Below are 20,564 nucleotides of genomic sequence, written 5' to 3' on the forward strand. Positions count from 1 at the left end.
GGCGGGCTTCCCGCCCCGCCGGGAACGGGTCAGTCGACCTCCACGACGGCCTGGGCGAACTGGGCCGAGTACAGGCGGGCGTAGGCCCCGCCCTCGGCCAGCAGCGACTCGTGCGTGCCCTGCTCCACGATCCGGCCGTCCTCCATGACGAGGATCAGGCTGGCGTCGCGGATCGTGGACAGCCGGTGGGCGATCACGAAGCTGGTGCGCCCCTCGCGCAGCGAGCTCATCGCCCGCTGGATGAGCACCTCGGTGCGGGTGTCGACCGAGCTGGTGGCCTCGTCCAGGATCAGGATCGCCGGCTCGGACAGGAACGCCCGGGCGATCGTGATCAGCTGCTTCTCGCCCGCGCTGACCGTCCCGCCCTCCTCGTCGATCATCGTGTCGTAGCCGTCGGGCAGCGTGTGCGCGATGCGGTCCACGTGGGCGGCCTCCGCGGCGGCCTCGATCCGCTCGCGGGTGGCGCCCTCCGCCCCGTAGCCGATGTTGTCCGCGATGGTGCCGCCGAACAGCCAGGTGTCCTGCAGCACCATGCCGATGTTGGCGCGCAGCTCCTCCCTGGACATCTCGGCGATGTCGACGCCGTCGAGCGTGATGCGGCCGCCGGTCACCTCGTAGAAGCGCATGATGAGGTTGACCAGCGTCGTCTTGCCCGCTCCCGTGGGGCCGACGATGGCCACGGTCTGGCCGGGCTCCACGGTCAGCGACAGGTTCTCGATCAGCGGCCGGTCCGGCGCGTACCGGAAGGACACGTTCTCGAACGCCACCCGTCCCCTGACCTGCGCCGGCCGCTCCGGCTTGGCCGGCTCCTCCGACTGCTCGGGAGCCTCCAGCAGCTCGAAGACCCGCTCGGCCGAGGCGACGCCCGACTGCACCAGGTTGGCCATGCCGGCCACCTGGGTCAGCGGCTGGCTGAACTGCCGCGAGTACTGGATGAAGGCCTGCACGTCGCCCAGCGAGATCGAGCCCGAGGCCACCTTGAACCCGCCCACCACGGCGACCAGCACGTAGTTGAGGTTGCCGATGAACATCATCGCCGGCTGGATGATCCCGGAGATGAACTGGGCGCGGAAGCTGGAGGTGAACAGGGCGTCGTTGTGCTGCTCGAAGATCTCGGCGGCCTCCTTCTGCCTGCCGAACACCTTGACCAGCGTGTGGCCGCCGTACATCTCCTCGATGTGGCCGTTGAGCTTGCCCGTCGAGGACCACTGCTTGATGAACTGCGGCTGCGAGCGCTTGCCGATGACGGTGGTGACGTAGACCGACACCGGCACGCTGACCAGCGCGATGAGGGCCAGCACGGGCGAGATCCAGAACATCACCACGAGCACCGCCACGACCGTCAGCACCGAGGAGATGAGCTGGCTCATCGTCTGCTGCAGCGTCTGGGCGATGTTGTCGGTGTCGTTGGTGGCGCGGCTGAGGATCTCGCCGCGCGGCTGGCCGTCGAAGTAGCTCAGCGGCAGCCGCCCCAGCTTGGCCTCGATCCGCTCGCGCAGCCGGAACGCCGCCCGCTGCACGATGGTCGTGGTCAGCCGGAACTGCACGATGCCGAGCAGCGCCGCCACCACGTAGATCGCCAGCACCCAGGCCAGCACCTGGGCCAGCGCGGTGAAGTCGATGCCCTGGCCGGGCACCACGTTCATCGACGACACCAGGTCGGCGAACGTGCCCTGGCCCTTGGCGCGCAGCCCCGCCACGGCCTGTTCCTTGGTGACCCCGGCGGGCAGCTGGGCCCCGATGATGCCGGCGAAGATCAGGTCGGTGGCGTGGCCGAGGATCTTGGGACCCGTCACGGTCAGCGCGACGCTGGCCGTGCCGAGGGCCAGGACGACGGCCAGCAGCGTGCGCTCGGGGCGCAGCAGCCGCAGCACGCTGCGGAGCGTGCCGCCGAAGTCGAGGGCCTTCTCGGCGGGCCCGGACATCATCCTGCCCGGCCCGAAACCGGGCTGGGGCCGGCGCGCGGGCGCTTGGGTCGTCATGCCGCGGCCTCCTGTTCGGTGAGCTGGGACAGCACGATCTCCCGGTAGGTCGGGCAGGTCGTCATGAGTTCGGCGTGGGTGCCGCTGCCGACCACGCGGCCCTCGTCGAGGACGAGGATGCGGTCGGCGTCGCGGATGGTGTTCACCCGCTGGGCCACGATGACCATCGTGGCGTCGGCGATCTCCTCGGCCAGCGCCGCGCGCAGCCGGGCGTCGGTGGCGTAGTCGAGGGCGGAGAAGGAGTCGTCGAACAGGAAGATCTCGGGCCGGTGCACCAGGGTCCTGGCGATGGCCAGGCGCTGGCGCTGGCCGCCGGAGACGTTCGTGCCGCCCTGGGAGATCGGCTCGTCGAGGCCGCCGGGCATCGCCTCGACGAACTCGCGGGCCTGGGCCACCTCCAGGGCCTTCCACAGCTCCTCGTCCGTCGCGTCCGGCCGGCCGTACCTCAGGTTGGAGGCGACGGTGCCGGAGAAGAGGTAAGGAGACTGCGGGACCAGGCCGACCGCCCGGGAGAGCGCGGCCTCGTCGAGGTCGCGCACGTCGACGCCGTCGACGAGCACCTCGCCGGCGGTCGCGTCGAACAGGCGCGGGATGAGGTTGAGCAGCGTCGTCTTGCCGCTGCCCGTGCTGCCGATGATCGCGGTCGTACGGCCGGGCCGCGCCGTGAAGCTCACGTCGCACAGCACCGGCTCCTCGGCGCCCGGGTAGCGGAAGTCCACGGACCGCAGCTCCAGCTCGCCCAGATGTCTGTCCGGGGTGACGGGGGCCTTCGGCGGGTGCACGGTCGGCTCGGTGTCGAGCACCTCCTCGATGCGCTCGGCGCACACCTCGGCCCGCGGGATCATCATGAACATGAACATCGCCATCATCACCGACATGAGGATCTGCATCAGGTAGGAGATGACCGCGGTCAGCGCGCCCACCTGCATGGATCCGTCGGCGATGCGGTGCCCGCCGAACCACACCACGGCGACGCTGGAGACGTTCACCACCAGCATCACCGAGGGGAACATCAGCGCCATCAGCCGCCCGACCCGCAGCGACACGTCGGTCAGCTGGTCGTTGGCCACGCCGAAGCGCTCGCGCTCGTGCTTGTCGCGGACGAAGGCCCTGATGACCCGGATGCCGGTGATCTGCTCGCGCAGCACCTGGTTGATCCGGTCGATGCGCTCCTGCATCGTGCGGAAGAGCGGGCGCATCAGCACCACGATCACGCCCACGATGACGATCATCACGGGCAGCACGACGAGCAGCAGCGACGACAGCGCCGCGTCCTGGCGCAGCGCCAGCACGATGCCGCCGACGCACATGATCGGCGCCGCCACCATCATCGTGAACGTCATCAGCACGAGCAGCTGGACCTGCTGCACGTCGTTGGTGGTCCGGGTGATCAGGGACGGGGCGCCGAACCTGTTGACCTCCTGGGCGGAGAAGTGCTGCACCCGGTGGAAGATCGCGGCCCGCAGGTCCCGGCCCAGGGCCATCGAGGTGCGGGCGCCGTAGTAGACGGCCACGATCGAGCAGACGATCTGGATGAGGGTCACACCGAGCATCACCAGCCCGATGCGCATGATGGTGCCGGTGTCGCCCTTGACGACGCCGTCGTCGATGATGTCGGCGTTGAGCGTGGGGAGATAGAGCGTGGCCAGGGTCTGCACGAACTGGAAGAGGACCACGAGCGTGATCTCTTTCCCGTACGGCCTGAGCTGGACCCGCAGGAGACGGAGCAGCATCAAGAGGAGCTTTCTGTCGATGGGGTGGTATCGGGCCGCACGAGCAGCCCGTCGAGCAGGACGGAGACGATCTCCTCGTCGTCCAGGTCGCCGAACTCGCCGATCCGGCCGAAGCCGCGGTGCTCGCTCGACGCGATCAGCACGAGCAGCAGCTGCGCCGTGGCCTGGGGCGAGCGGCGCAGCCGGTCGCGGTCGGGCTCGATCAGGGCGGCCAGGCCGTCCACGATCAGACGCCGGCCCTCCATGATCTGCTCGAAGAACTCGGCGTCGTCGGCCATCAGCTGCTTGGGCACGGCCATGAGGTTGGCGTTGGCCCTCATCCCCTTCCGCAGCATCGCGACCGCCTCGCTCAGCCGCTCACGCAGCTCGGCCCGCGTGCCGATGGACGCCAGCGCCTGCGCCGCCGGCCGCGAGTCGAAGGCGACCATCAGCGTCGCCCGCAGCAGCGAGGCCTTGTCGGGGAAGACGCCGAAGATCGTGCCCTCGGCCACGCCCGCGGCCTCGGCGATCTGACGGGTGCTCACCGCGGCGCCGAACTCGCGCAGCAGCGGGAGCGTGGCGGCGATGAGCGCGGCACGGCGGTCTTCCGGCGCCATGGCCGGCACCCTTCGTCTCCTCCTGTTCATAGCGGGCAATCCTAATGAGCGAGTACTCACTCGTTCAAATGGTTATACGTCGGGACCAACCGCTACGCTCCATCCGTGCTCAAACCTTGGTTGCCCGGTTTCCTGCTGCTCGCCGCCATCTGGGGCAACAGCTTCTTCTTCATCAAGGTCGCCGTGGAGGCCCTGCACCCGCTCCAGGTCTCCTTCGGCCGGATGGTCGTCGGGGCGCTGGTACTCCTGCTGGCCGTGCTGCTCGGCGGCAGGCGGCTGCCGCGCGACCCGCGCCTGTGGGGCCACTTCCAGGTCGCCTCGATCGTGCTCACCACGCTGCCGTTCACCCTCTTCGCGTACGGCGAGCAGTACGTCTCCTCCGTGGTCGCCGCCATCTGGAACGCCACCACCCCGCTCTGCACGCTCGCCTTCACCCTGCTGCTGCGCACCGAGAAGGCGACCACCGGCCGGGTGGCGGGCCTGGGCCTCGGCTTCGCGGGCGTCATGGTCGTGCTCGGGATCTGGCAGCCGATGGGCGGCGGGCAGCTCGGCGGCAGCCTGGCCTGCTTCGCCGCCGCGGCCTGCTACGGGATCGGCGGCGCCTACATGGGCCGCTTCATCACCGGCCGGCGCCCCGAGCCGCCGGTCGTGCTGGCCGCCGGGCAACTGCTCAGCGGCGCGGTGCAGCTGGCCGTGATCACGCTGCTGGCCGGGGTGCCGCTGGTGGACCCGCACGCGCCCGCGGCGGTCTGGTGGAGCCTGGCCGGGCTCGGCGGGCTGGGCACCGGGCTGGCGTACCTGCTGCTGTACTGGGTGCAGGTCCGCGCCGGGGTCACCACGACCTCCACGGTCACCTACCTGCTGCCGGTCTTCGCCGCGATCTCCGGCGTGGCCGTCCTGAACGAGGGCCTCAGCTGGAACCAGCCGGTCGGCGCCGCCGTCATCCTCGCCGCCATCGCCCTCACCCAGCGCGCCGCGCCCCGGCCCGTCCCCGCTCAGCCCGAGCAGGTCCCCGGCACGCCGGATCACCCGGCCCCGACCGTGAACGGGGGATGAATTCTGCCGTAAGGTCGCCTTTCCGACGGCGCGGACCCGGTAATCGCCCTCCCATAATTCCAGCCATGGGGGTTATTTCAAGAGACAGGGTGCGATGAAGCGCTGGATCGGGGTCATTCTGGCGGCGGTTCTGGCCGGGGTGGCGGGCGTGGCGATCCTCTTCGGGAACCGGGATGACGAGGCCCCGCAGGCGCTGGTGGTGCGGGGGGTCATCGGGTCGGAGAAGAAGCCGTTCTTCGACGATCCCCGGGTCAAGGCGGCCTTCGCCAAGCACGGGCTGCGGGTCGAGGTGGACACCGCGGGGTCGCGGCAGATCGTCGCCGACGTGGACCTGAGCCGCTACGCCTTCGCCTTCCCCTCCAGCGTTCCGGCCGCCGAGCGGATCAAGCGCGACCGCAAGGCGGTCACCACGTATTCGCCGTTCTACTCGCCGATGGCGGTGGCCACGTTCGAGCCGATCGCGAAGCTGCTGGCGGGGGCGGGCGTGGTCCGGGATTCCGGCAAAGGCTACCAAATCCTCGATATTAGGAAATATCTCGATTTAATAGGCAAAGACACTCGCTGGGATCAGCTTCCCGGCAATTCTGCTTACCCGGCTCGTAAGCGGGTCCTCCTCACCACCACCGACATCCGTACCTCCAACTCCGCCGCCATGTACCTGTCGGCCATCGGCTATGTCGCCAACGGCGAGGACGTGCCCACCTCCGACGCGCAGATCGCCAAGATCGCCCCGATGATCGCGCCCGCCGTGCTCGACCAGGGCTTCTCCGAGTCCACCAGCGAGGCGTCGTTCGACGACTACCTGGCGCTGGGCGCGGGCAAGACGCCGCTGCTGGTCGTCTACGAGGCGCAGTACCTGGCGCACGTCTTCGCCGGCGACGGCGCGATCAAGCCCGAGATGCGGCTGATCTATCCCTCGCCGACCGTGCTCAGCAAGCACACGCTGGTCCCGCTGACCCAGCCGGGCGACCGGGTGGGTCAGTTGCTCACGAAGGACGCCGAGCTGCAGGCCCTTGCGGCCGCGTACGGCTTCCGCACCACCGACCCGAAGGCGTTCGCCGGCCTGGTCGCCAAGACCGGGGCGCCGGCGGCGGCCGAGCTGGTGGACGTCGTCGAGCCGCCCACGTACGAGCGGCTGGACCAGCTCATCACCACCATCGATTCAGCCCGGCCCTAGCAAGGAGACCCGCACGTGTCCGATCTGGTGCTCACGCCGCCCGAGCCGGTCGCCCCGGTCCCGGCCGAGACGGCGGCCACCATGCTGCCGATCGCCGGCGAGCGCGCCGCCGAGCTGGCCGCCAAGGCCCGCGACTTCGCCGGCGAGCTGAGCGGGCTCGACCACCGCTCCCCCGAGTTCTCCCGCAAGGTGCACGACATCTCCTCGATGGGCGACACCGAGATCAAGTCGGCCTCCCAGGTGGCCAACCGCATGCTCAAGCGGCCGGTCGCCGCCCTGGACGCGGCCCGGGGAGAGGGCGCCGACGCCCAGGCCAGGGTCGCCAAGGAGCTGGTGGCGCTGCGCCGTACCGTCGTGGACCTGGACCCGAAGCAGGCGGCGAGCGGGACGCGCAAGCTCCTGGGGCTCATCCCGTTCGGCGACCGGCTGCGCGACTACTTCGCCAAGTACCACTCCGCGCAGAAGCACATCGACGACATCATCCGCGCGCTGAAGTCCGGCCAGGACGAGCTGCTGCGCGACAACGCCGCCATCGAGGGCGAGAAGGCGAACCTGTGGGAGACGATGACCCGGCTGCAGGAGTACGCGGTCCTGGCCCAGGCCATGGACGCCGCCCTGGAGGAGCGCATCGCGCTGGCCGACGAGGAGCGGGCCACGGCGCTGCGCTCCGACGCGCTGTTCACCGTGCGCCAGCGCCACCAGGACCTGCTCACCCAGCTCGCCGTGTCGGCCCAGGGCTATCTGGCGCTCGACCTCGTACGCAAGAACAACCTTGAGCTGAGCAAGGGCGTGGACCGCGCCACCACGACCACGGTCGCGGCGCTGCGCACGGCGGTGACGGTCGCGCAGGCGCTGGCGAACCAGAAGCTGGTGCTCGACCAGATCACCGCGCTGAACGCCACGACCGGCGACCTGATCCTGGCCACCAGCGAGATGCTGCGCACCCAGGCGGGCGCGATCCAGAACCAGGCGGCCTCGACGACCGTGGACCTGGACACGCTGCGGCAGGCGTTCGACAACGTCTACGCCACGATGGACACGATCGACGCGTTCCGGGCGAAGGCCGTGGACAACATGGCGGTCACCGTCGACAGCCTGTCCGCCGAGCTTGGGCACGCCAAGACGTACCTGGAGCGGGCGCGGGAGGGCGAGCGATGAGACGAGCCCCGAGACGAGCGCTGCCCCTCGTCCTGCTCGCCGCCCTGCTGGCGGGCTGCGGCGGGAGCGGGGGCGGGGAGCCCGCCGACGCGCCCGACGTGCTCCGGGTGCTGGCCGGCAGCGAGATCAAGGACCTCGAGCCGCTGCTCAAGCGGGCCGAGGCGGAGGCCGGCGTCAAGGTGCGGCTCACCTACACCGGCACCCTCGACGGCGCCGAGCAGGTCGCGAGCGGCCGCGCCGACGGCCGGCTGGACGCGGTCTGGTTCTCCTCCAACCGTTACCTGTCCCTGATCGACGGCGCGCAGGCCAGGCTGTCCACCCAGTCCAAGATCATGGTCTCCCCCGTCGTGCTGGGGCTGAAGCCCGCCAAGGCCCGCGAGCTAGGCTGGGACGGCAGGCAGGTCACCTGGGCCGACATCGCGCGGGCGGCCAAGGAGGGCAGGTTCGGCTTCGCCATGACGAACCCCGCCTCCTCCAACTCCGGCTTCTCCGCCCTGGTCGGGGTGGCCGCGGCGCTGTCGGACGCGGACGGCGCGCTCAGCGCCGGGCAGGTCGCGTCGGTGACGCCGCGGCTGAAGGAGTTCTTCTCGGCGCAGCGCCTGACGGCCGGCTCGTCGGGGTGGCTGGCCGACGCCTACGCCCGCGACCGGCGCGTGGACGGCATGGTCAACTACGAGTCGGTCCTGCTGGGGATGCGCGAGCCGCTGACGCTCGTCTACCCGTCCGACGGCGTGGTCACCGCCGACTACCCGCTCACGCTGCTCGCCTCGGCCCCCGAGCCCAAGAAGGCCCTGTACGGCAAGCTGACCGCGTGGCTGCGCAGCCCCGCCGTGCAGAAGGACATCATGACCGGCACCCACCGCCGGCCGATCGCGCCCGGCGTGACCCCTGACCCGCGCTTCGGCGGCAGGCAGCTGATCGAGCTGCCGTTCCCCAACCGGCGCAGCACCGCCGACGAGCTGATCGCCACCTACCTCAACCAGGTGCGGGTCCCGGCGGAGGCGCGGTTCGTGCTGGACACCTCCGGCTCGATGGCGGGCGAGCGGATCGACGCGCTGAAGCAGGCGCTGGTCGCCCTGACCGGCGCCGACACCTCCGCCTCCGGCGCGTTCTCGCGCTTCAGCAACCGCGAGGCCGTCACGATGATCCCGTTCAGCGACACGCCGATGAGGCCGGTCCCGTTCACCGTGCCCGAACGCGACCCCGCGCCGGTGCTCGCCCAGATCAAGAAGTTCGCGGAAGGGCTGTCCGCGGGCGGCGGCACCGCGATCTACGACAGCCTGGCCGCCGCCTACGACCGCCCGGTGACGCCCGGGCACTACACCTCGGTCGTGCTCATGACCGACGGCGACAACACCGACGGCTCCGACTACGCGGCCTTCGAGGCCCGTTACCGGGCGCTGCCGGAGGAGCGGCGGGCGCCGGCGTTCGTGGTGCTGTTCGGCGAGAGCGACGTCGAGGAGATGCGCAAGGTCGCCGAGCTGACCGGCGGCGCCGTGTTCGACGCCCGCAAGACGTCGCTGAGCAGCGCGTTCAAGGAGATCCGTGGCTATCAGTGAGCGCGTGCTGCGCTACCTGGGCTCGAACCGGAACATCGCCGGCTCCTGCCTGGCGCTGCTCGGCCTGGTGGCCCACTTCCTGGGCCTGGCGGGCGCGTTCTGGCCGGTGGTCGTGGTGGCGCTGTACGGGGTGGGCGCCCTGCTCGCCCCGCCGGACCGGGTCCGGCTGACGATCTCGCACGCCGAGGTGGAGACGCGGGCGCTCAGGGCGGACCTGGACGAGCTGCTGCGGCGGATCGGCGGGCGTTTCCCCGACGACGTGCACGCGGCCGTGGACGCGCTGGCCGAGGTGCTGAGGGGCGTGCTGGACCGCGCCGAGCAGCTCACCGCCTCCCCCGACCAGCTGCACGTGGTGTCGCAGACGATCCGCCAGTACCTGCCCGCCAGCCTGGAGGCGTACGCGAACCTGCCGCGCGGTTACGCCCTCACCCGCCGCGGCGGGCGGGAGCGCAGCGCACACGAGGAGCTGCTCGCCCAGCTCGCCCTGCTCGACGCCCAGCTGCGCAAGGTGGCCGAGGCCATCCACCGGGGGGACGAGCAGGCGCTGCGCGATCAGGGCCGGTTCCTGCGGGACAAGTTCGGCGGCTCCGAGCTGGACCTGGGCTGAGGGCCCCACGAGCTCGCGGGCTCGGGAGCTTGCGGACTCGTGGGCTCGGGGGATCCGCGGGTTCCGGGGGCTCAGCCTGCGGCGCGGTCGGCGGGCAGGCGGCGCCGGCGGGCGGTGTCCGTCAGCGCCGGGCGGCGCCAGGCGCCGTCGGCGCGGTAGAGGTCGGTGCCCGGCGGGATGATCTCGTCGATGCGGTCGAGGGTCCGGTCGTCGAGGGTGAGCGCGGCGCCCTTGAGCGTCGCCTCCAGCTGCTCCATGGTGCGCGGGCCGATGATCACCGAGGTGACGGCCGGGTGCGCGGCGGGGAAGGCGACCGCGAGCTCGGGCAGCGAGCAGCCGAGGTCCGCCGCGAGCTCGATCAGCTCCTCCACCACCTCGAGCTTGGCGGCGTTCTCGGGGATGGAGGGGTCGAAGCGGTTGGGGCTGAGCGAGGCGCGGCCGGTGGTCAGGTCGATGGGCTGCCCCTTCCTGATCCGTCCGGTCAGGAAGCCGGACGCGAGCGGGCTCCAGGTCAGCACGCCCATGCCGTACCGCCGGCACACCGGCAGCACGTCGGCCTCGACGCCGCGGGCGAGCAGCGAGTACGGGGGCTGCTCGGTCCTGAAGCGCCGCAGGCCGCGGCGCTCGGCCACGTGGTGCGCCTCGACGATGTCCTCGGCGGGGAACGTCGAGCAGCCGAACGCCCGGATCTTGCCCTGCCCGACGAGGTCGCCCAGCACGTCGAGCGTCTCCTCGATGTCGGTCGTGTGGTCGGGCCGGTGCACCTGGTAGAGGTCGATCCAGTCGGTCTGGAGCCGCTTGAGGCTCTCCTCGACCTCCTTGAGGATCCAGCGCCGCGAGTTGCCGCCCCGGTTCGGCCCCTCCCCCATCGGGAAGTGCACCTTCGTGGCGAGCACGACGTCGTCGCGGCGGCCCCGCAGCGCCTTGCCCACGATCACCTCGGACTCGCCGGCCGAGTACATGTCGGCCGTGTCGATGAAGTTGACGCCCTGGTCGAGGGCGTGGTGGATGATCCGGGCGCAGTCGTCGTGGTCGGGGTTGCCGACGGCGCCGAACATCATGGCGCCGAGACAGTGGACGCTCACCTCGATGCCCGTGCCGCCGAGGACGCGGTAACGCATGATCAGACTCCTAGCGATGTGGATGGGGGTGCTGGGCGCGCGTCGGAGCCTACGAGCTAGAGCCGACTCTAGATCAAGCCGGAGCCGTGCGGCCGGGACTACGTACTTACGTTCGACCGACTAGGTAGTCATACGGGTATCCATCCCGTACCGCTCGCGCCGCCGCCGTACGCACGCTGGATCCATCGACAACACCGTCGAGAGAAGAAGGAATCGTCAACCATGTGCAAGCACCGGCCACGGTGCCCATCCGCATTCGTCGGCGACCACCGACTCACATGTGGGAGTGCCACATGAACGACCACGCCTTGATGAACCAGAGCACCGGACACCATCTCGACCTGAGCTTCCTGGGCCGCGTCTGGGACTGGATCAGGTCCAAGATCCTGGGTTCCGACGAGAACGAGGTTCCGGGTGAGCGGATCGCCTCCTGGTCGCTGTCGTCGGACACGCGGGCGCGGCCCCTCATCCATGCCCGGCTGGCCTCATGGGGGCTCGACGGGCTGGCAGAGGCCGCCGAAGTGCTGGTGGACCAGCTGGTCGCCGATGTCGAGGAGCACGCGCCCGGGCCGTACCAGCTGACCGTCTGGGCCACCGAAGGCGTGCTGCGCTGCGAGGTCGGGACGGAGGACGCGGACGACGGGCCGATGCCGCATGATCTGCGGGTGTTCCGGCGGCTGGCCTGCTGCTGGGGCGCCACGGACCATGCCTTCTGGTTCGAGATCCCGATGAATGCTCAGGACGAGTGCCGCAACTCGGACTGGACCGCCGGAAGCCGGACCGCGTAGGTGACGGCGCGGCCGACGCCGAGCTTCGCCCCGTGGCGGAAGGCGGACGTGAACGCCGGTTTCCCGAGGGCGTGGCGGGCCTGCCGCGTGCAGCGTTCGTGCCAGGCGGCGTGGTAGCAGAGCCGTTCGGGTGAGGCGCCCGCCGCCTGCCACAACGCGTGGGCCGCGCCGAGAAGTTCGGCCGCCCTCTCGTGCTCCTCGCGGGCGCCGGCGATCCAGGCGAGCACTTCCAGGCACTGGGTGAGGCACCACCGGTCGTCGATCTCCCCGGTGAACTGCGCGGCCGACGTCAGGAGCGCCTCGGCCTGCTCGTAGTCGCCCAGGTTCCACCGCGCGACGCCGAGCGCGAACTGGGCGTACGCACGTGACACGAGCGCGTGGTGGGACTCGCTCAGGGCCAGCAGCTCCTCGCCGAACTCCGCGGCGAGACCGGGATCCTCGATCGATCCGTACGCGGCGGCGAAATAGAGGTTGAACATGAGCCCGTCCATGTCGTTCAAGGACCGGTGGAGGGCGAGCGACTCGCGCAGCAGGGCGAGGCCGCGCCGGGTGTCGCCGGCGGTGCAGGCCGCCACGCCCGCGGTCCGGACGGCGTACGGCACGAGGTCCTCGTTCCCCGATCTGGCGGCGAGGGCGCGGCAGTCCTCCAGCAGCGGCAGCGCCGCGTCGAGATCTCCCTGACGCAGGGCGAGCATGCTGTCCGCCCAGAGCGCCGTCGCCCTGGCCCGGCCGGGCTCCGGCACCAGCTCCAGGCCGCGTTCGATCCAGTAGCGGCCCTCGGTGAGCGCGCCGGCGAGCACCCAGAAGCACCACATCGCGGACGCGGTGCCCAGCCCCAGGGGCGCCAGCGCCGGCTCGTTCAGGCACGCCTGGAGCGCGACGCGGATGTTGGGCAGCTCCTGGCGCAGGGCGAGGTACCGATCGAGCTGGTCGGGCACCAGCTGGTCGGTCCGGTGCGTCTCCGTCAGCTCGCGGTAGTGGCCGACGAAGCGCCCGCGCAGCCACTGCCGCTCGGCGGGCGTCAGCTGCTCGCAGCCGTACGCGCGCAGGCTCTCCAGCATGCGGAAGCCGAGCCCGCCCCGGCACAGGACCGACTTGTCCACCAGCCCGGCCAGGAGGTCGAGCACGTCGGCCGCGTCGATGCCCTCGCCCGAGCACACCGTCTCCGCCGTGTCCAGATCGACTCCCCCGGCGAACATCGACAGCCGCGCCCACAGCCGGCGCTCCTCGGGCGAACAGAGCCGGAAGCTCCACTGGATGGTCGCCCGCAGCGTCTGGTGCCGCGGCAGGGCCATGGGACCGCCGGTGGCCAGCACGTCGAAGCGCTGGTCCAGCTCGTACGCGAGCTCCTCCAGCGGCAGGGTGCGCAGCCGGGCCGCGGCCAGCTCGATCGCCAGCGGGATCCCCTCCAGCCGCCGCACCAGCCGCACCACGCAGGCGAGGTTGCCCGCGTTCAGGCAGAAGCCCGGCACGACGTGCGCCGCGCGCTCCACGAAAAGGCGCACCGAATCGTGTCGGGCGGCCTCCCGTACGGTGGTGCGGCCGGGCGTCCGCGGGCCGGCCTGCGCCTCCTCGTGGAGCGCCGCGTCGGCCTCGACCTCATGGAACGGATGGGCGGGCTCGGGAACGGACAGCGGCGGGACCGGGAGCACCTGCTCGCCGTTCACGCCCAGCGAGTGCCTGCTGGTCACCAGGACCTGCAGGCGGGGCGTGGCGTGCAGCAGCCGCTCCACGAAGTGCCCGCAGAGCAGGTCCAGGTGCTCGCAGTTGTCCAGGACCAGCAGCATCCGCCTGTTGGACAGGTGCTCCACCAGCACCCCCATGGGAGCCCGGTGAACTCCGCGCAGGCCCAGGGCCGCGGCCACCGCCGGCTCCAGCAGCTCGCCGGTCTCCAGGGTGGCGAGCTCGATCACCTCGACGCCGTCCCGGTACTTGTTCCGCAGGTTCTCCGCGAGCCTGAGCGCCAGCCGGGTCTTGCCGACCCCGCCGGGGCCGGTCAGGGTGAGCAGCCGCGTCCTGGACAGGGCCTTGCGCGCCGCCGACAGTTCCCACCTTCGCCCAATGAAGGTCGATTTATCCAACAAAAACACCATGAGGGGCCCTGCCACTCCCGTGAGAAACCGAACGGCGCCAAGCCTCCACACCCCAGAGTATTCCTGGCCCGTTTCCCGGCACAGCCGCCCGGGAGTCGCCGCAGACGCGAGTTCTCATTTCCCGGCAAAAGGCGTCCCGCACCATCTTTGCCAATGAGAGCCATAAATTTGCCGGACGCTTGATTTCGATGAATCGCACCGGCTCCCTGTGATTCCTTGTTCATCATGAGTCTCGCCGAGGAGCCGGTCGTCGCCCGCCGCCCGTACCGCTGGGTCGTGCTGGCGCTGGCGTGGGCGTCGTTCACGATGACCGCCGTGGACCGCTCCACGTGGGGTCCCGCCTCGGTGGCGGTGGGCGAGCACCTGGACGTGTCGCCGGCCGGGCTCGGCGTCTTCGCCACCGGCTACTACGTCGGCTACGTCGTCTCCAACGCCGCGGGCGGCGTGCTGACCGACTGGCTCGGCCCCCGGCTGGTCGTCGGCTGCTCGCTCTTCCTCGCCGGCGGGTTCATGATCCTCTTCGGCGGGACGGACTCCGTGGCGACGGGCATCGCGTTCCAGGCCGGGGTGGGGGTGTTCGCCGGGTGCGACTACTCGGCCGGGGTCAAGCTCATCTCCCAGTGGTTCCCGGCCAAGGACCGCGGGTTCGCCATGGGCGTGTTCATGACCGCCACCTCGCTGGGCACGGTGATCGCGAACGCGGTCGTCCCGAGCCTCATCGCCGCCTCCGGGTGGCGTACGTCCTACCACGTGTTCGGCGCCGCCTCGATGGTCGTCGCGGTCCTGTGCCTGCTGCTGCTGCGCGACACCAGGGCCGCGTACGCCGCCCGCGCGGTGCCGGACCTGCGCCCGCTGGCCCGCGACCGGGACCTGTGGCTGCTCGGGCTGGCCGGGTTCGGCGCGCTGTGGGGCACCTACGGCTTCATCACCTGGTCCAACGCGCTGATGATCAAGGGCAGCCACCTGACCCCCGTGCAGGCCGGCACCGTGGTCGCCGTCTTCGGCGTCACCGCCGTCGCGGCGAAGCCGTTCATGGGCATGGTGTCCGACCTGCTCGGCGGCCGGCGCAAGCTCCCGGCCGTCGCCGTGCTCGCCGCCTTCGTCGTGGCGCTGCTGGTGTTCGGCACCCGCGACAGCCTGAGCGGGTTCCTGTGGGTGGCGCCGTTCCTGGGGGTCGCGGCGTACGTGTACAGCCCGCTGATGATCGCGCTGATCCCGGAGCTCGCCGGGGTCCGGCTCGCCGGGTCGGCGGCCGGCGCGACGAACGCGTTCTGGCAGCTCGGCAGCACGATCGTGCCGGTGGTGCTCGGCGCGGTGTTCCAGGCGACGCACTCGTTCTTCTGGGCCTTCGCCACGCTCGCCGCGGGGCCGCTGCTCGGCCTGGTCCTCCTGCTGGGGGTCCGGGAGCACAGAGCCGGCGCGCGCGTGCCCGCCGCGACGGCTCTCGCGGGGTGAGGGCAGGCAGGCACGGTGAACGGGCAGCGGCTCCCGCGGCTGTGAGATCCGGTCAGCACATCGAGGGAATGCAGGTGAAGGGGTTCTGGAGCGTGGGCGCCGGCTGCGTCTGGGCGGGGGCGGCGGTGGTCTCCGCGGGCCGCTCCGGGGGATCTTCGGAGCTGGGGCCGGAGGTCGGACCGGAGGTCGGACCGGAGGTCGGGCCCACCCCCGAATCGTCGCTCACCGGGGCGCTCACGGATTTCTCGGTGCGGGTCGGCTCGGGGGCGGGCGCCGAGGTCTTCGGGCGGGGCGTCCGCCTGGGTGCCGGGGCTGACGTCGTCCGGCGTTCCGCCTTGTCGGTCTGCGCCGGCGTCGTGGGCTCGGCCGTGACGGAGGGCACGAGGGACTGGGACGTCGTGCTCTGCCCGGGAGGCGATCCCACCGGCCGGCCGCCCCCGTTGATCAACAGGCCGCCCGTGACGATCAGCGCCGCCGCCGCGACACCGGCCGCCGCCATGATCGCCGTACGGCGGCGCCTGGCGGCCGGAGGGCGCGGGGGCGAGGACAGTGCGGCCGACGCCGGCGAGGCGCTCAGCGACGGCAGCGCGCTTGGCGAGGGCAGCGCGGTCGGCGAGGTGAGCCGGGCGACCAGGTCGTCGGCGCGCGGCCGCTCGGCGGGGTCCTTGGACAGGCTGGCGGTGACGAGTTCGAGCAGCGTTCCGGCCAGCCCGGAGATCTCCGGCTCCCTGTTGAGGATGCGGTTGATCACCGCCGGGGTGGAGTCCGTGCCGAACGCGGCCCGCCCCGAGGCGGCGAACACCATGGTCACGCCCCACGCGAAGACGTCGGCCGCCTCCGTCACCGGCAGCCCGCCGAGCTGCTCCGGCGCAAGGTAGGACGGCGTCCCCATCACCGAGCCGGTCGAGGTGGTGCCCGGCGCGTCCAGGGCGCGTGCGACGCCGAAGTCGATCACGACGGGCCCCTCCGGCCCCATCAGGATGTTGCCGGGCTTGAAGTCCCCGTGCAGGATCCCGGCGCGGTGGATCGCGGCCAGCGCGGTGGCGGTGCTGATCGCCACCCGGTCGAGCGCGGCCCCGCGCCGCGGCCCCTCGACGGTGACCAGGTCGTGCAGGGAGGGCCCGGGCACGTACTCGCTGACGATGTACGGCCGCCGCCCCGCGAGGTCGGCGTGGAGCACGGGCGCGGTGGAGAACCTGGCCACGCGCTGGGCCAGCTCCACCTCGCGCAGGAACCTGTTGCGCTCCCTGGGGTCGGTCAGCAGGCCACGATGCAGGAGCTTGACGGCGACCGGCTCGCCGCCCGCCGCCCGCCCGAGGTAGACGACGCCCTGGCCGCCCTCGCCGAGGCGGCCGACGATGTCGTACGACCCCAGCCGTCGCGGATCGTCCTCCACCAGCGGCTGATTCACCGAGCCCCCCAACAGCACCAACAGACCGGACAAAAGCTTCCCACACTCGCGATCAAGAGGCACCGGTATCCACAGATCACAATTTCCGCATAAATGCGGACAAATGTTGACCCTTCCACTTTCCTGATGGTTAATCGGAAGGGAGTGCGCCGCTTTCAACGGGGGAAGCGGCTCTTCATGGCCATGGGGGAAACATGACCAGGAGTCTTGTCGGCATGCTCTTAGCCGCCACCGTCGCGACCGGGGTCATCGCGGTGACGCCGACGGCCGCCTCCGCGTCCGAGCTGGGGCAGAGCGCCGCCCGTCCTCACCTGCTCGACTACAAGATCTACTTCGGTAAGTGCGAGGACACCTGCCGCATCAAGGTGCGGATCAAGAGCGTCACTCGCCTGAAGCTCTACGACGTCAGCCTGAACGCCCGGCTCTGGGTCAACGGCAAGAAGGTCGGGTCCTGCTACGACTACGTCGGCAGCATCCGCCCCAAGGGGGTCCGCTGGGCCGGGTGCACCGTACGGTCCTCGAAACTGTCGACCATGTGGAACCGCTACAACGACGGCGAGATCGACTTCAACACCGAGACCAAGACCAACGTCCACTACGAGTGGTATTCCTGACCGGCGGGCCAGGGGCCGGGCCTCCTCGGCCCCTGGCGTCACCTATCTGAGGGCGAAGACCGCGGAGGTGGAGTCGCTCTCGCTCTGCCGTACGGTGCCCGCGGCCCAGACCTCCGTGGTGCCGGGGACGAGCGCCAGGTCCCACAGCTTGATCACCTTTCCGGCGACCTGAGGAGTGCTCACCGACCACTGACCCGCGGCCGAGCGGGACAGCACGCGGGAGCTCGTGTCATCCGGCGGGTCCGCGATCACCCGGATGCCGCCCCCGCCGTCCGCGACGGCGTCACCGAGACGCCACGCGGGAGCCGCCGGGGCCGGGACCTCGACCGGCGACCAGGCGCGGCCGTCGAAATGCGCGGCGAACACCTTCTCGTCGCGGTCGCCGAAGACCCAGACATCATTCTTGGCCACCGCGAGAATGCCGGTCAGGCTGACGGTCCCCTTGTCCCGGCCGGCGGGAAAGCCGGCCTTCTTCCAGGCTCTGCCGTCGAAGTGGGTGACCTGGCAACAGCCGATCGCCCAGACGTCCTTCTGCGACACCGCGCTGGTCCGGACGACGTCCCTCGGCGCGCGCCGCTGCCAGGTGCGGCCGTTCCAGAACCAGGACGCCGAATGGCCGTCCGAGCCGAAGGCCCAGACGTGGTGGCGGCCGAGCACCAGGCCGCGGCTGAGGTTGGGGCGGGGGCCCATGGCGGACCTGCCCGCGTCCGTCCAGCGACGGCCGTCGTAGCGGAGGGCGGCGGACTCGCCGGTGTCGCTCGTGGTGAAGGCCCACACGTTGTCTGATGAGGACGCGCCCGCCGAGCCGATGGCGCCGTAGTGGCGGCCGGGCAGCTCGGCGGCCCGCCAGGCGCGGCCGTCCCAGTGCTGCGCCACCGGGCGGGCGGTCCCCGCGCATTCGTCGTCGATGGGCTCGCTCTGGCCGAACACCCAGACGTCGCTCCGGCTCAGCGGCACGACCGCCGACATCGAGTCGCAGCCGCCGTGATCGTGCATCCGGATCAGCTCCCAGGCCGGCTGGTTCACCGGGGGCGGGGCCGTGACCAGACCGACCGTCAATAACATTCGTGTCAGCACGGACCCATCATGCTGGGTGTCCGCGCCTCACCCCAGCAGCCACACCCCTGCCAGCGAGATCGTCCCGACGAGCCCGGTGGCGATGCCGCCGAGCAGCATGACCCGGCCGCCCTTGAGCAGCTTCCGCAGGTCGATCCCCGTGCCGAGGGCGAACAGGGCGGCGGCCATCAGCGCGTTCGTGATCGCCGGGACGTTCCCGGTCACCATCGGCGGCAGCAGCCCCGTGCTCCGTACCGCCACCATCGCCAGGAACCCGGCCACGAACAGCGGCATGATCGGCGGCCTCTTCCGGGGAGCGGCGGATGTCGGTGCCACCGGCCGGGTGAGGGTGGCGCCGTGCCCGGCGGACCCGCCCACCGCCATCCGAGCAGGCGGGACCACAGCTGTCCGAGCGGGCACGGCCACCGCCGTCGGGGCGGGGGCGCCGGGCGGGCGGCGCAGGGACGTGGTGATCGCGACGATGGGCGCGAGCAGCACGACCCGGGCCAGCTTGACCGTCACCGCCGTCGCGAGCACTCCCCCGGCGGCCCCGATCGCCGCCACCTGGGCGACCTCGTGCACGGCCGCTCCCGCCCACACCCCGAGCTGCTCGTGCGAGAGCCCCAGCCAGGACGCCAGCAGCGGGAGCACCACGATGGCCGCGCTCCCGTAGAGGACCACCACGCTCAGCGCGCCCGCGGCGTCCTCGTCCGAGCTGTCGGCGCTGTCGTGCATGGCCGCGATCGCCGCCGCCCCGCAGATCGACACGCCGGTGGCGACCAGCAGCGACGTGCCGGGCGAAAGGCCGAGGCGGCGGCCGGCCAGTGGCGTGAGCACGAACGTGAGCCCCGTGGCGGCGGCCACCACCGCGAGCGCCTGCCACCCGAGCGCGAGCACCTGCGGCACCGCGATCTGCAGCCCGAGCAGCACGATCGCCACGCGCAGCACCCGCCTGGAGACGAACAGCAGCCCGGGACGCAGCGGCTCGCGGATCACCCCGGCGCCGGCCAGCGCCGCCCCCAGGGCCACCGCGGCGGTGGCGGGGCTGAGTCCCGGCACGAACCGGTTGACGACCAGGGCGGCCACCGTCGCCAGCGCGCACGCCACGATGCCGGGCAGGCAGGACGTCTTGGAGGGGGCAGAAAGCATGATCCCAGTCTTCGGGGCCTTCGGCGGGCCCGGTAGCCGCGCGTTGTCTGGGAGGTCATAGCCTGTGGCTATGACCGCGCTGCCCGATCTCGACTCCCTCAAGCTCCTCGTGGACGTGGGCGAGCTCGGCAGCCTCGGGCAGGCGGCCAAGCTCGCGGGCATCGCGCAGCCGTCGGCGAGCAAGCGCATCGCCCAGCTCGAACGGCGGCTCGGCCTGCCGCTGCTGGAGCGCACGCCGCGCGGCTCCACGCTCACCGCCGAGGGCAAGATGGTGGCGGGCTGGGCCGCCCAGGTGCTCGCGGCGGCGCAGGAGCTCATGCGGGCCGCCGAGGCCGTCCGGCACGGCGAGGCGGCGCACCTGCGGGTGGCCTCCAGCATGACGGTCGCCGAATACCTGGTGCCGCGCTGGCTCGGGGAGTTCCAGAGCAGGGAGCCCGGCGTCCAGATCGGCCTGGACGTGCTGAACTCCGCCGACGTGGCGGCGCTGGTGCTGTCGGGCGCCGGGGGCGTGGAGCTGGGGTTCGTGGAGGGGCCGAACGTGCCCGACGGGCTGGCCAGCCGGGTGGTGGGCACCGACCGGCTGGTCGTCGTGGTCGCGCCGGGCCACCCGTGGGCGCGCCGCCGCACGGTGCTCAGGGGCGCCGAGCTGGCAGCCACCCCGCTGGTCGTACGCGAGCGCGGCTCGGGCACCCGCGAGACCCTGGACGTCGCCTTCACCGGGCTCCACCAGGCCAGCCCGCGCCTGGAGCTCGGCTCGAACTCGGCCGTCAAGGGCGCCGCCCAGGCGGGCGCGGCCCCGGCGGTGCTCAGCGGGTACGCGGTCGAGGCCGAGCTGGCCACCGGCCGCCTCGTCGAGGTGCCGCTGGCGGGCCTCACCCTGGTCAGGAACCTGCGCGCGGTCTGGCGCCGGGGCCGCTCCCTGACGGGCCCCGCCGCGACCCTGCTGACCATCGCCAGCCGCCCCTGACCCACACCCGGCGGGGTCTGCGCGCTCGCCGGGCAAACAGGG

At 71.6% G+C, this 20,564-nt stretch carries 17 protein-coding genes; 9 read left to right on the forward strand and 8 right to left on the reverse strand.

Translation table 11 applies throughout. The features are described from left to right. Positions 1-29: 29 nt before the first annotated feature. The 3 genes from H4W80_RS09685 to H4W80_RS09695 are packed head-to-tail and all read right to left on the reverse strand — an operon-like array spanning position 30 to position 4,311. Positions 30-1,982: an ABC transporter ATP-binding protein gene (locus H4W80_RS09685; protein WP_318786781.1), complete on the reverse strand. Its 1,953-nt coding sequence runs from the start codon at positions 1,980-1,982 to the stop codon at positions 30-32. After that, the gene (locus H4W80_RS09690) at positions 1,979-3,715 is read right to left on the reverse strand and encodes an ABC transporter ATP-binding protein (RefSeq protein ID WP_192784778.1); all 1,737 of its coding nucleotides are present in this window, start codon (positions 3,713-3,715) and stop codon (positions 1,979-1,981) included. Before H4W80_RS09690 ends, H4W80_RS09685 begins: the two co-directional genes overlap by 4 nt. Further along, complete coding sequence (locus tag H4W80_RS09695; RefSeq protein WP_225963341.1) at positions 3,715-4,311, reverse strand: TetR/AcrR family transcriptional regulator; 597 nt, start codon at positions 4,309-4,311, stop codon at positions 3,715-3,717. The genes H4W80_RS09690 and H4W80_RS09695 overlap by 1 nt, the downstream gene beginning before the upstream one ends. Positions 4,312-4,416: 105 nt before the next feature. On the opposite strand from H4W80_RS09695, the gene H4W80_RS09700 reads away from it, so the two are divergent. From H4W80_RS09700 to H4W80_RS09720, 5 genes are all read left to right on the forward strand, one after another. Then, positions 4,417-5,367, forward strand: coding sequence for a DMT family transporter (locus H4W80_RS09700; protein ID WP_192784780.1), 951 nt, complete (start codon positions 4,417-4,419; stop codon positions 5,365-5,367). Positions 5,368-5,461: 94 nt separating this feature from the next. Next, complete coding sequence (locus tag H4W80_RS09705) at positions 5,462-6,544, forward strand: hypothetical protein (protein WP_192784781.1); 1,083 nt, start codon at positions 5,462-5,464, stop codon at positions 6,542-6,544. Positions 6,545-6,559: 15 nt separating this feature from the next. Further along, positions 6,560-7,702, forward strand: coding sequence for a toxic anion resistance protein (locus H4W80_RS09710; RefSeq protein ID WP_192784782.1), 1,143 nt, complete (start codon positions 6,560-6,562; stop codon positions 7,700-7,702). After that, entirely contained in the window at positions 7,699-9,261 is a 1,563-nt protein-coding gene (locus tag H4W80_RS09715) for a VWA domain-containing protein (protein WP_192784783.1), read from the forward strand. The genes H4W80_RS09710 and H4W80_RS09715 overlap by 4 nt, the downstream gene beginning before the upstream one ends. Further along, positions 9,248-9,868: a hypothetical protein gene (locus H4W80_RS09720; protein ID WP_192784784.1), complete on the forward strand. Its 621-nt coding sequence runs from the start codon at positions 9,248-9,250 to the stop codon at positions 9,866-9,868. Before H4W80_RS09715 ends, H4W80_RS09720 begins: the two co-directional genes overlap by 14 nt. A gap of 71 nt (positions 9,869-9,939) precedes the next feature. Here H4W80_RS09720 and H4W80_RS09725 read toward each other — a convergent pair whose 3' ends face one another. Next, entirely contained in the window at positions 9,940-10,989 is a 1,050-nt protein-coding gene (locus H4W80_RS09725; RefSeq protein ID WP_192784785.1) for an aldo/keto reductase, read from the reverse strand. Between the two features lie 293 nt (positions 10,990-11,282). On the opposite strand from H4W80_RS09725, the gene H4W80_RS09730 reads away from it, so the two are divergent. Then, positions 11,283-11,777, forward strand: a complete 495-nt coding sequence (locus tag H4W80_RS09730) for a hypothetical protein (RefSeq protein ID WP_192784786.1) — start codon at positions 11,283-11,285, stop codon at positions 11,775-11,777. Here the strand turns inward: H4W80_RS09730 and H4W80_RS09735 are convergent. Next, a complete protein-coding gene (locus H4W80_RS09735; protein WP_192784787.1) occupies positions 11,726-13,858 on the reverse strand; it encodes an ATP-binding protein in 2,133 nt (710 codons plus the stop codon). The genes H4W80_RS09730 and H4W80_RS09735 overlap by 52 nt on opposite strands. Before the next feature lie 237 nt (positions 13,859-14,095). On the opposite strand from H4W80_RS09735, the gene H4W80_RS09740 reads away from it, so the two are divergent. Continuing rightward, entirely contained in the window at positions 14,096-15,325 is a 1,230-nt protein-coding gene (locus H4W80_RS09740) for an MFS transporter (protein WP_225963342.1), read from the forward strand. A 52-nt stretch (positions 15,326-15,377) separates the two neighbouring features. Here the strand turns inward: H4W80_RS09740 and H4W80_RS09745 are convergent, their stop codons facing one another. Then, on the reverse strand, positions 15,378-16,736 hold the full coding sequence (locus H4W80_RS09745) for a serine/threonine-protein kinase (RefSeq protein ID WP_192784788.1): 1,359 nt from the start codon (positions 16,734-16,736) through the stop codon (positions 15,378-15,380). A 194-nt stretch (positions 16,737-16,930) separates the two neighbouring features. Here H4W80_RS09745 and H4W80_RS09750 point away from each other — a divergent pair, with 194 nt between their 5' ends. Continuing rightward, positions 16,931-17,350: a hypothetical protein gene (locus H4W80_RS09750; RefSeq protein WP_185075970.1), complete on the forward strand. Its 420-nt coding sequence runs from the start codon at positions 16,931-16,933 to the stop codon at positions 17,348-17,350. Between the two features lie 42 nt (positions 17,351-17,392). Here the strand turns inward: H4W80_RS09750 and H4W80_RS09755 are convergent, their stop codons facing one another. After that, positions 17,393-18,427 carry a hypothetical protein gene (locus tag H4W80_RS09755; RefSeq protein WP_192784789.1) on the reverse strand — a complete coding sequence of 345 codons (1,035 nt, stop codon included), beginning with the start codon at positions 18,425-18,427 and terminating at the stop codon, positions 17,393-17,395. Positions 18,428-18,454: 27 nt separating this feature from the next. Further along, positions 18,455-19,555 carry a YeiH family protein gene (locus H4W80_RS09760; protein ID WP_192784790.1) on the reverse strand — a complete coding sequence of 367 codons (1,101 nt, stop codon included), beginning with the start codon at positions 19,553-19,555 and terminating at the stop codon, positions 18,455-18,457. 70 nt (positions 19,556-19,625) lie between these two features. Here H4W80_RS09760 and H4W80_RS09765 point away from each other — a divergent pair, with 70 nt between their 5' ends. Beyond that, a complete protein-coding gene (locus H4W80_RS09765) occupies positions 19,626-20,522 on the forward strand; it encodes a LysR family transcriptional regulator (protein WP_192784791.1) in 897 nt (298 codons plus the stop codon). The last annotated feature ends 42 nt before the right edge of the window (positions 20,523-20,564 follow it).

Source organism: Nonomuraea angiospora, assembly GCF_014873145.1.
Classification (GTDB): domain Bacteria; phylum Actinomycetota; class Actinomycetes; order Streptosporangiales; family Streptosporangiaceae; genus Nonomuraea; species Nonomuraea angiospora.

Excerpts from the sequence above, each read along its gene's own strand:
- H4W80_RS09685 (WP_318786781.1), bottom strand. The coding sequence starts at position 1,982 with ATGACGACCCAAGCGCCCGCGCGCCGGCCCCAGCCCGGTTTCGGGCCG.
- H4W80_RS09690 (WP_192784778.1), bottom strand. The coding sequence starts at position 3,715 with ATGCTGCTCCGTCTCCTGCGGGTCCAGCTCAGGCCGTACGGGAAAGAG.
- H4W80_RS09695 (WP_225963341.1), bottom strand. The coding sequence starts at position 4,311 with ATGGCGCCGGAAGACCGCCGTGCCGCGCTCATCGCCGCCACGCTCCCG.
- H4W80_RS09705 (WP_192784781.1), top strand. The coding sequence starts at position 5,462 with ATGAAGCGCTGGATCGGGGTCATTCTGGCGGCGGTTCTGGCCGGGGTG.
- H4W80_RS09715 (WP_192784783.1), top strand. The coding sequence starts at position 7,699 with ATGAGACGAGCCCCGAGACGAGCGCTGCCCCTCGTCCTGCTCGCCGCC.
- H4W80_RS09725 (WP_192784785.1), bottom strand. The coding sequence starts at position 10,989 with ATGCGTTACCGCGTCCTCGGCGGCACGGGCATCGAGGTGAGCGTCCAC.
- H4W80_RS09730 (WP_192784786.1), top strand. The coding sequence starts at position 11,283 with ATGAACGACCACGCCTTGATGAACCAGAGCACCGGACACCATCTCGAC.
- H4W80_RS09740 (WP_225963342.1), top strand. The coding sequence starts at position 14,096 with ATGAGTCTCGCCGAGGAGCCGGTCGTCGCCCGCCGCCCGTACCGCTGG.
- H4W80_RS09750 (WP_185075970.1), top strand. The coding sequence starts at position 16,931 with ATGACCAGGAGTCTTGTCGGCATGCTCTTAGCCGCCACCGTCGCGACC.
- H4W80_RS09760 (WP_192784790.1), bottom strand. The coding sequence starts at position 19,555 with ATGCTTTCTGCCCCCTCCAAGACGTCCTGCCTGCCCGGCATCGTGGCG.
- H4W80_RS09765 (WP_192784791.1), top strand. The coding sequence starts at position 19,626 with ATGACCGCGCTGCCCGATCTCGACTCCCTCAAGCTCCTCGTGGACGTG.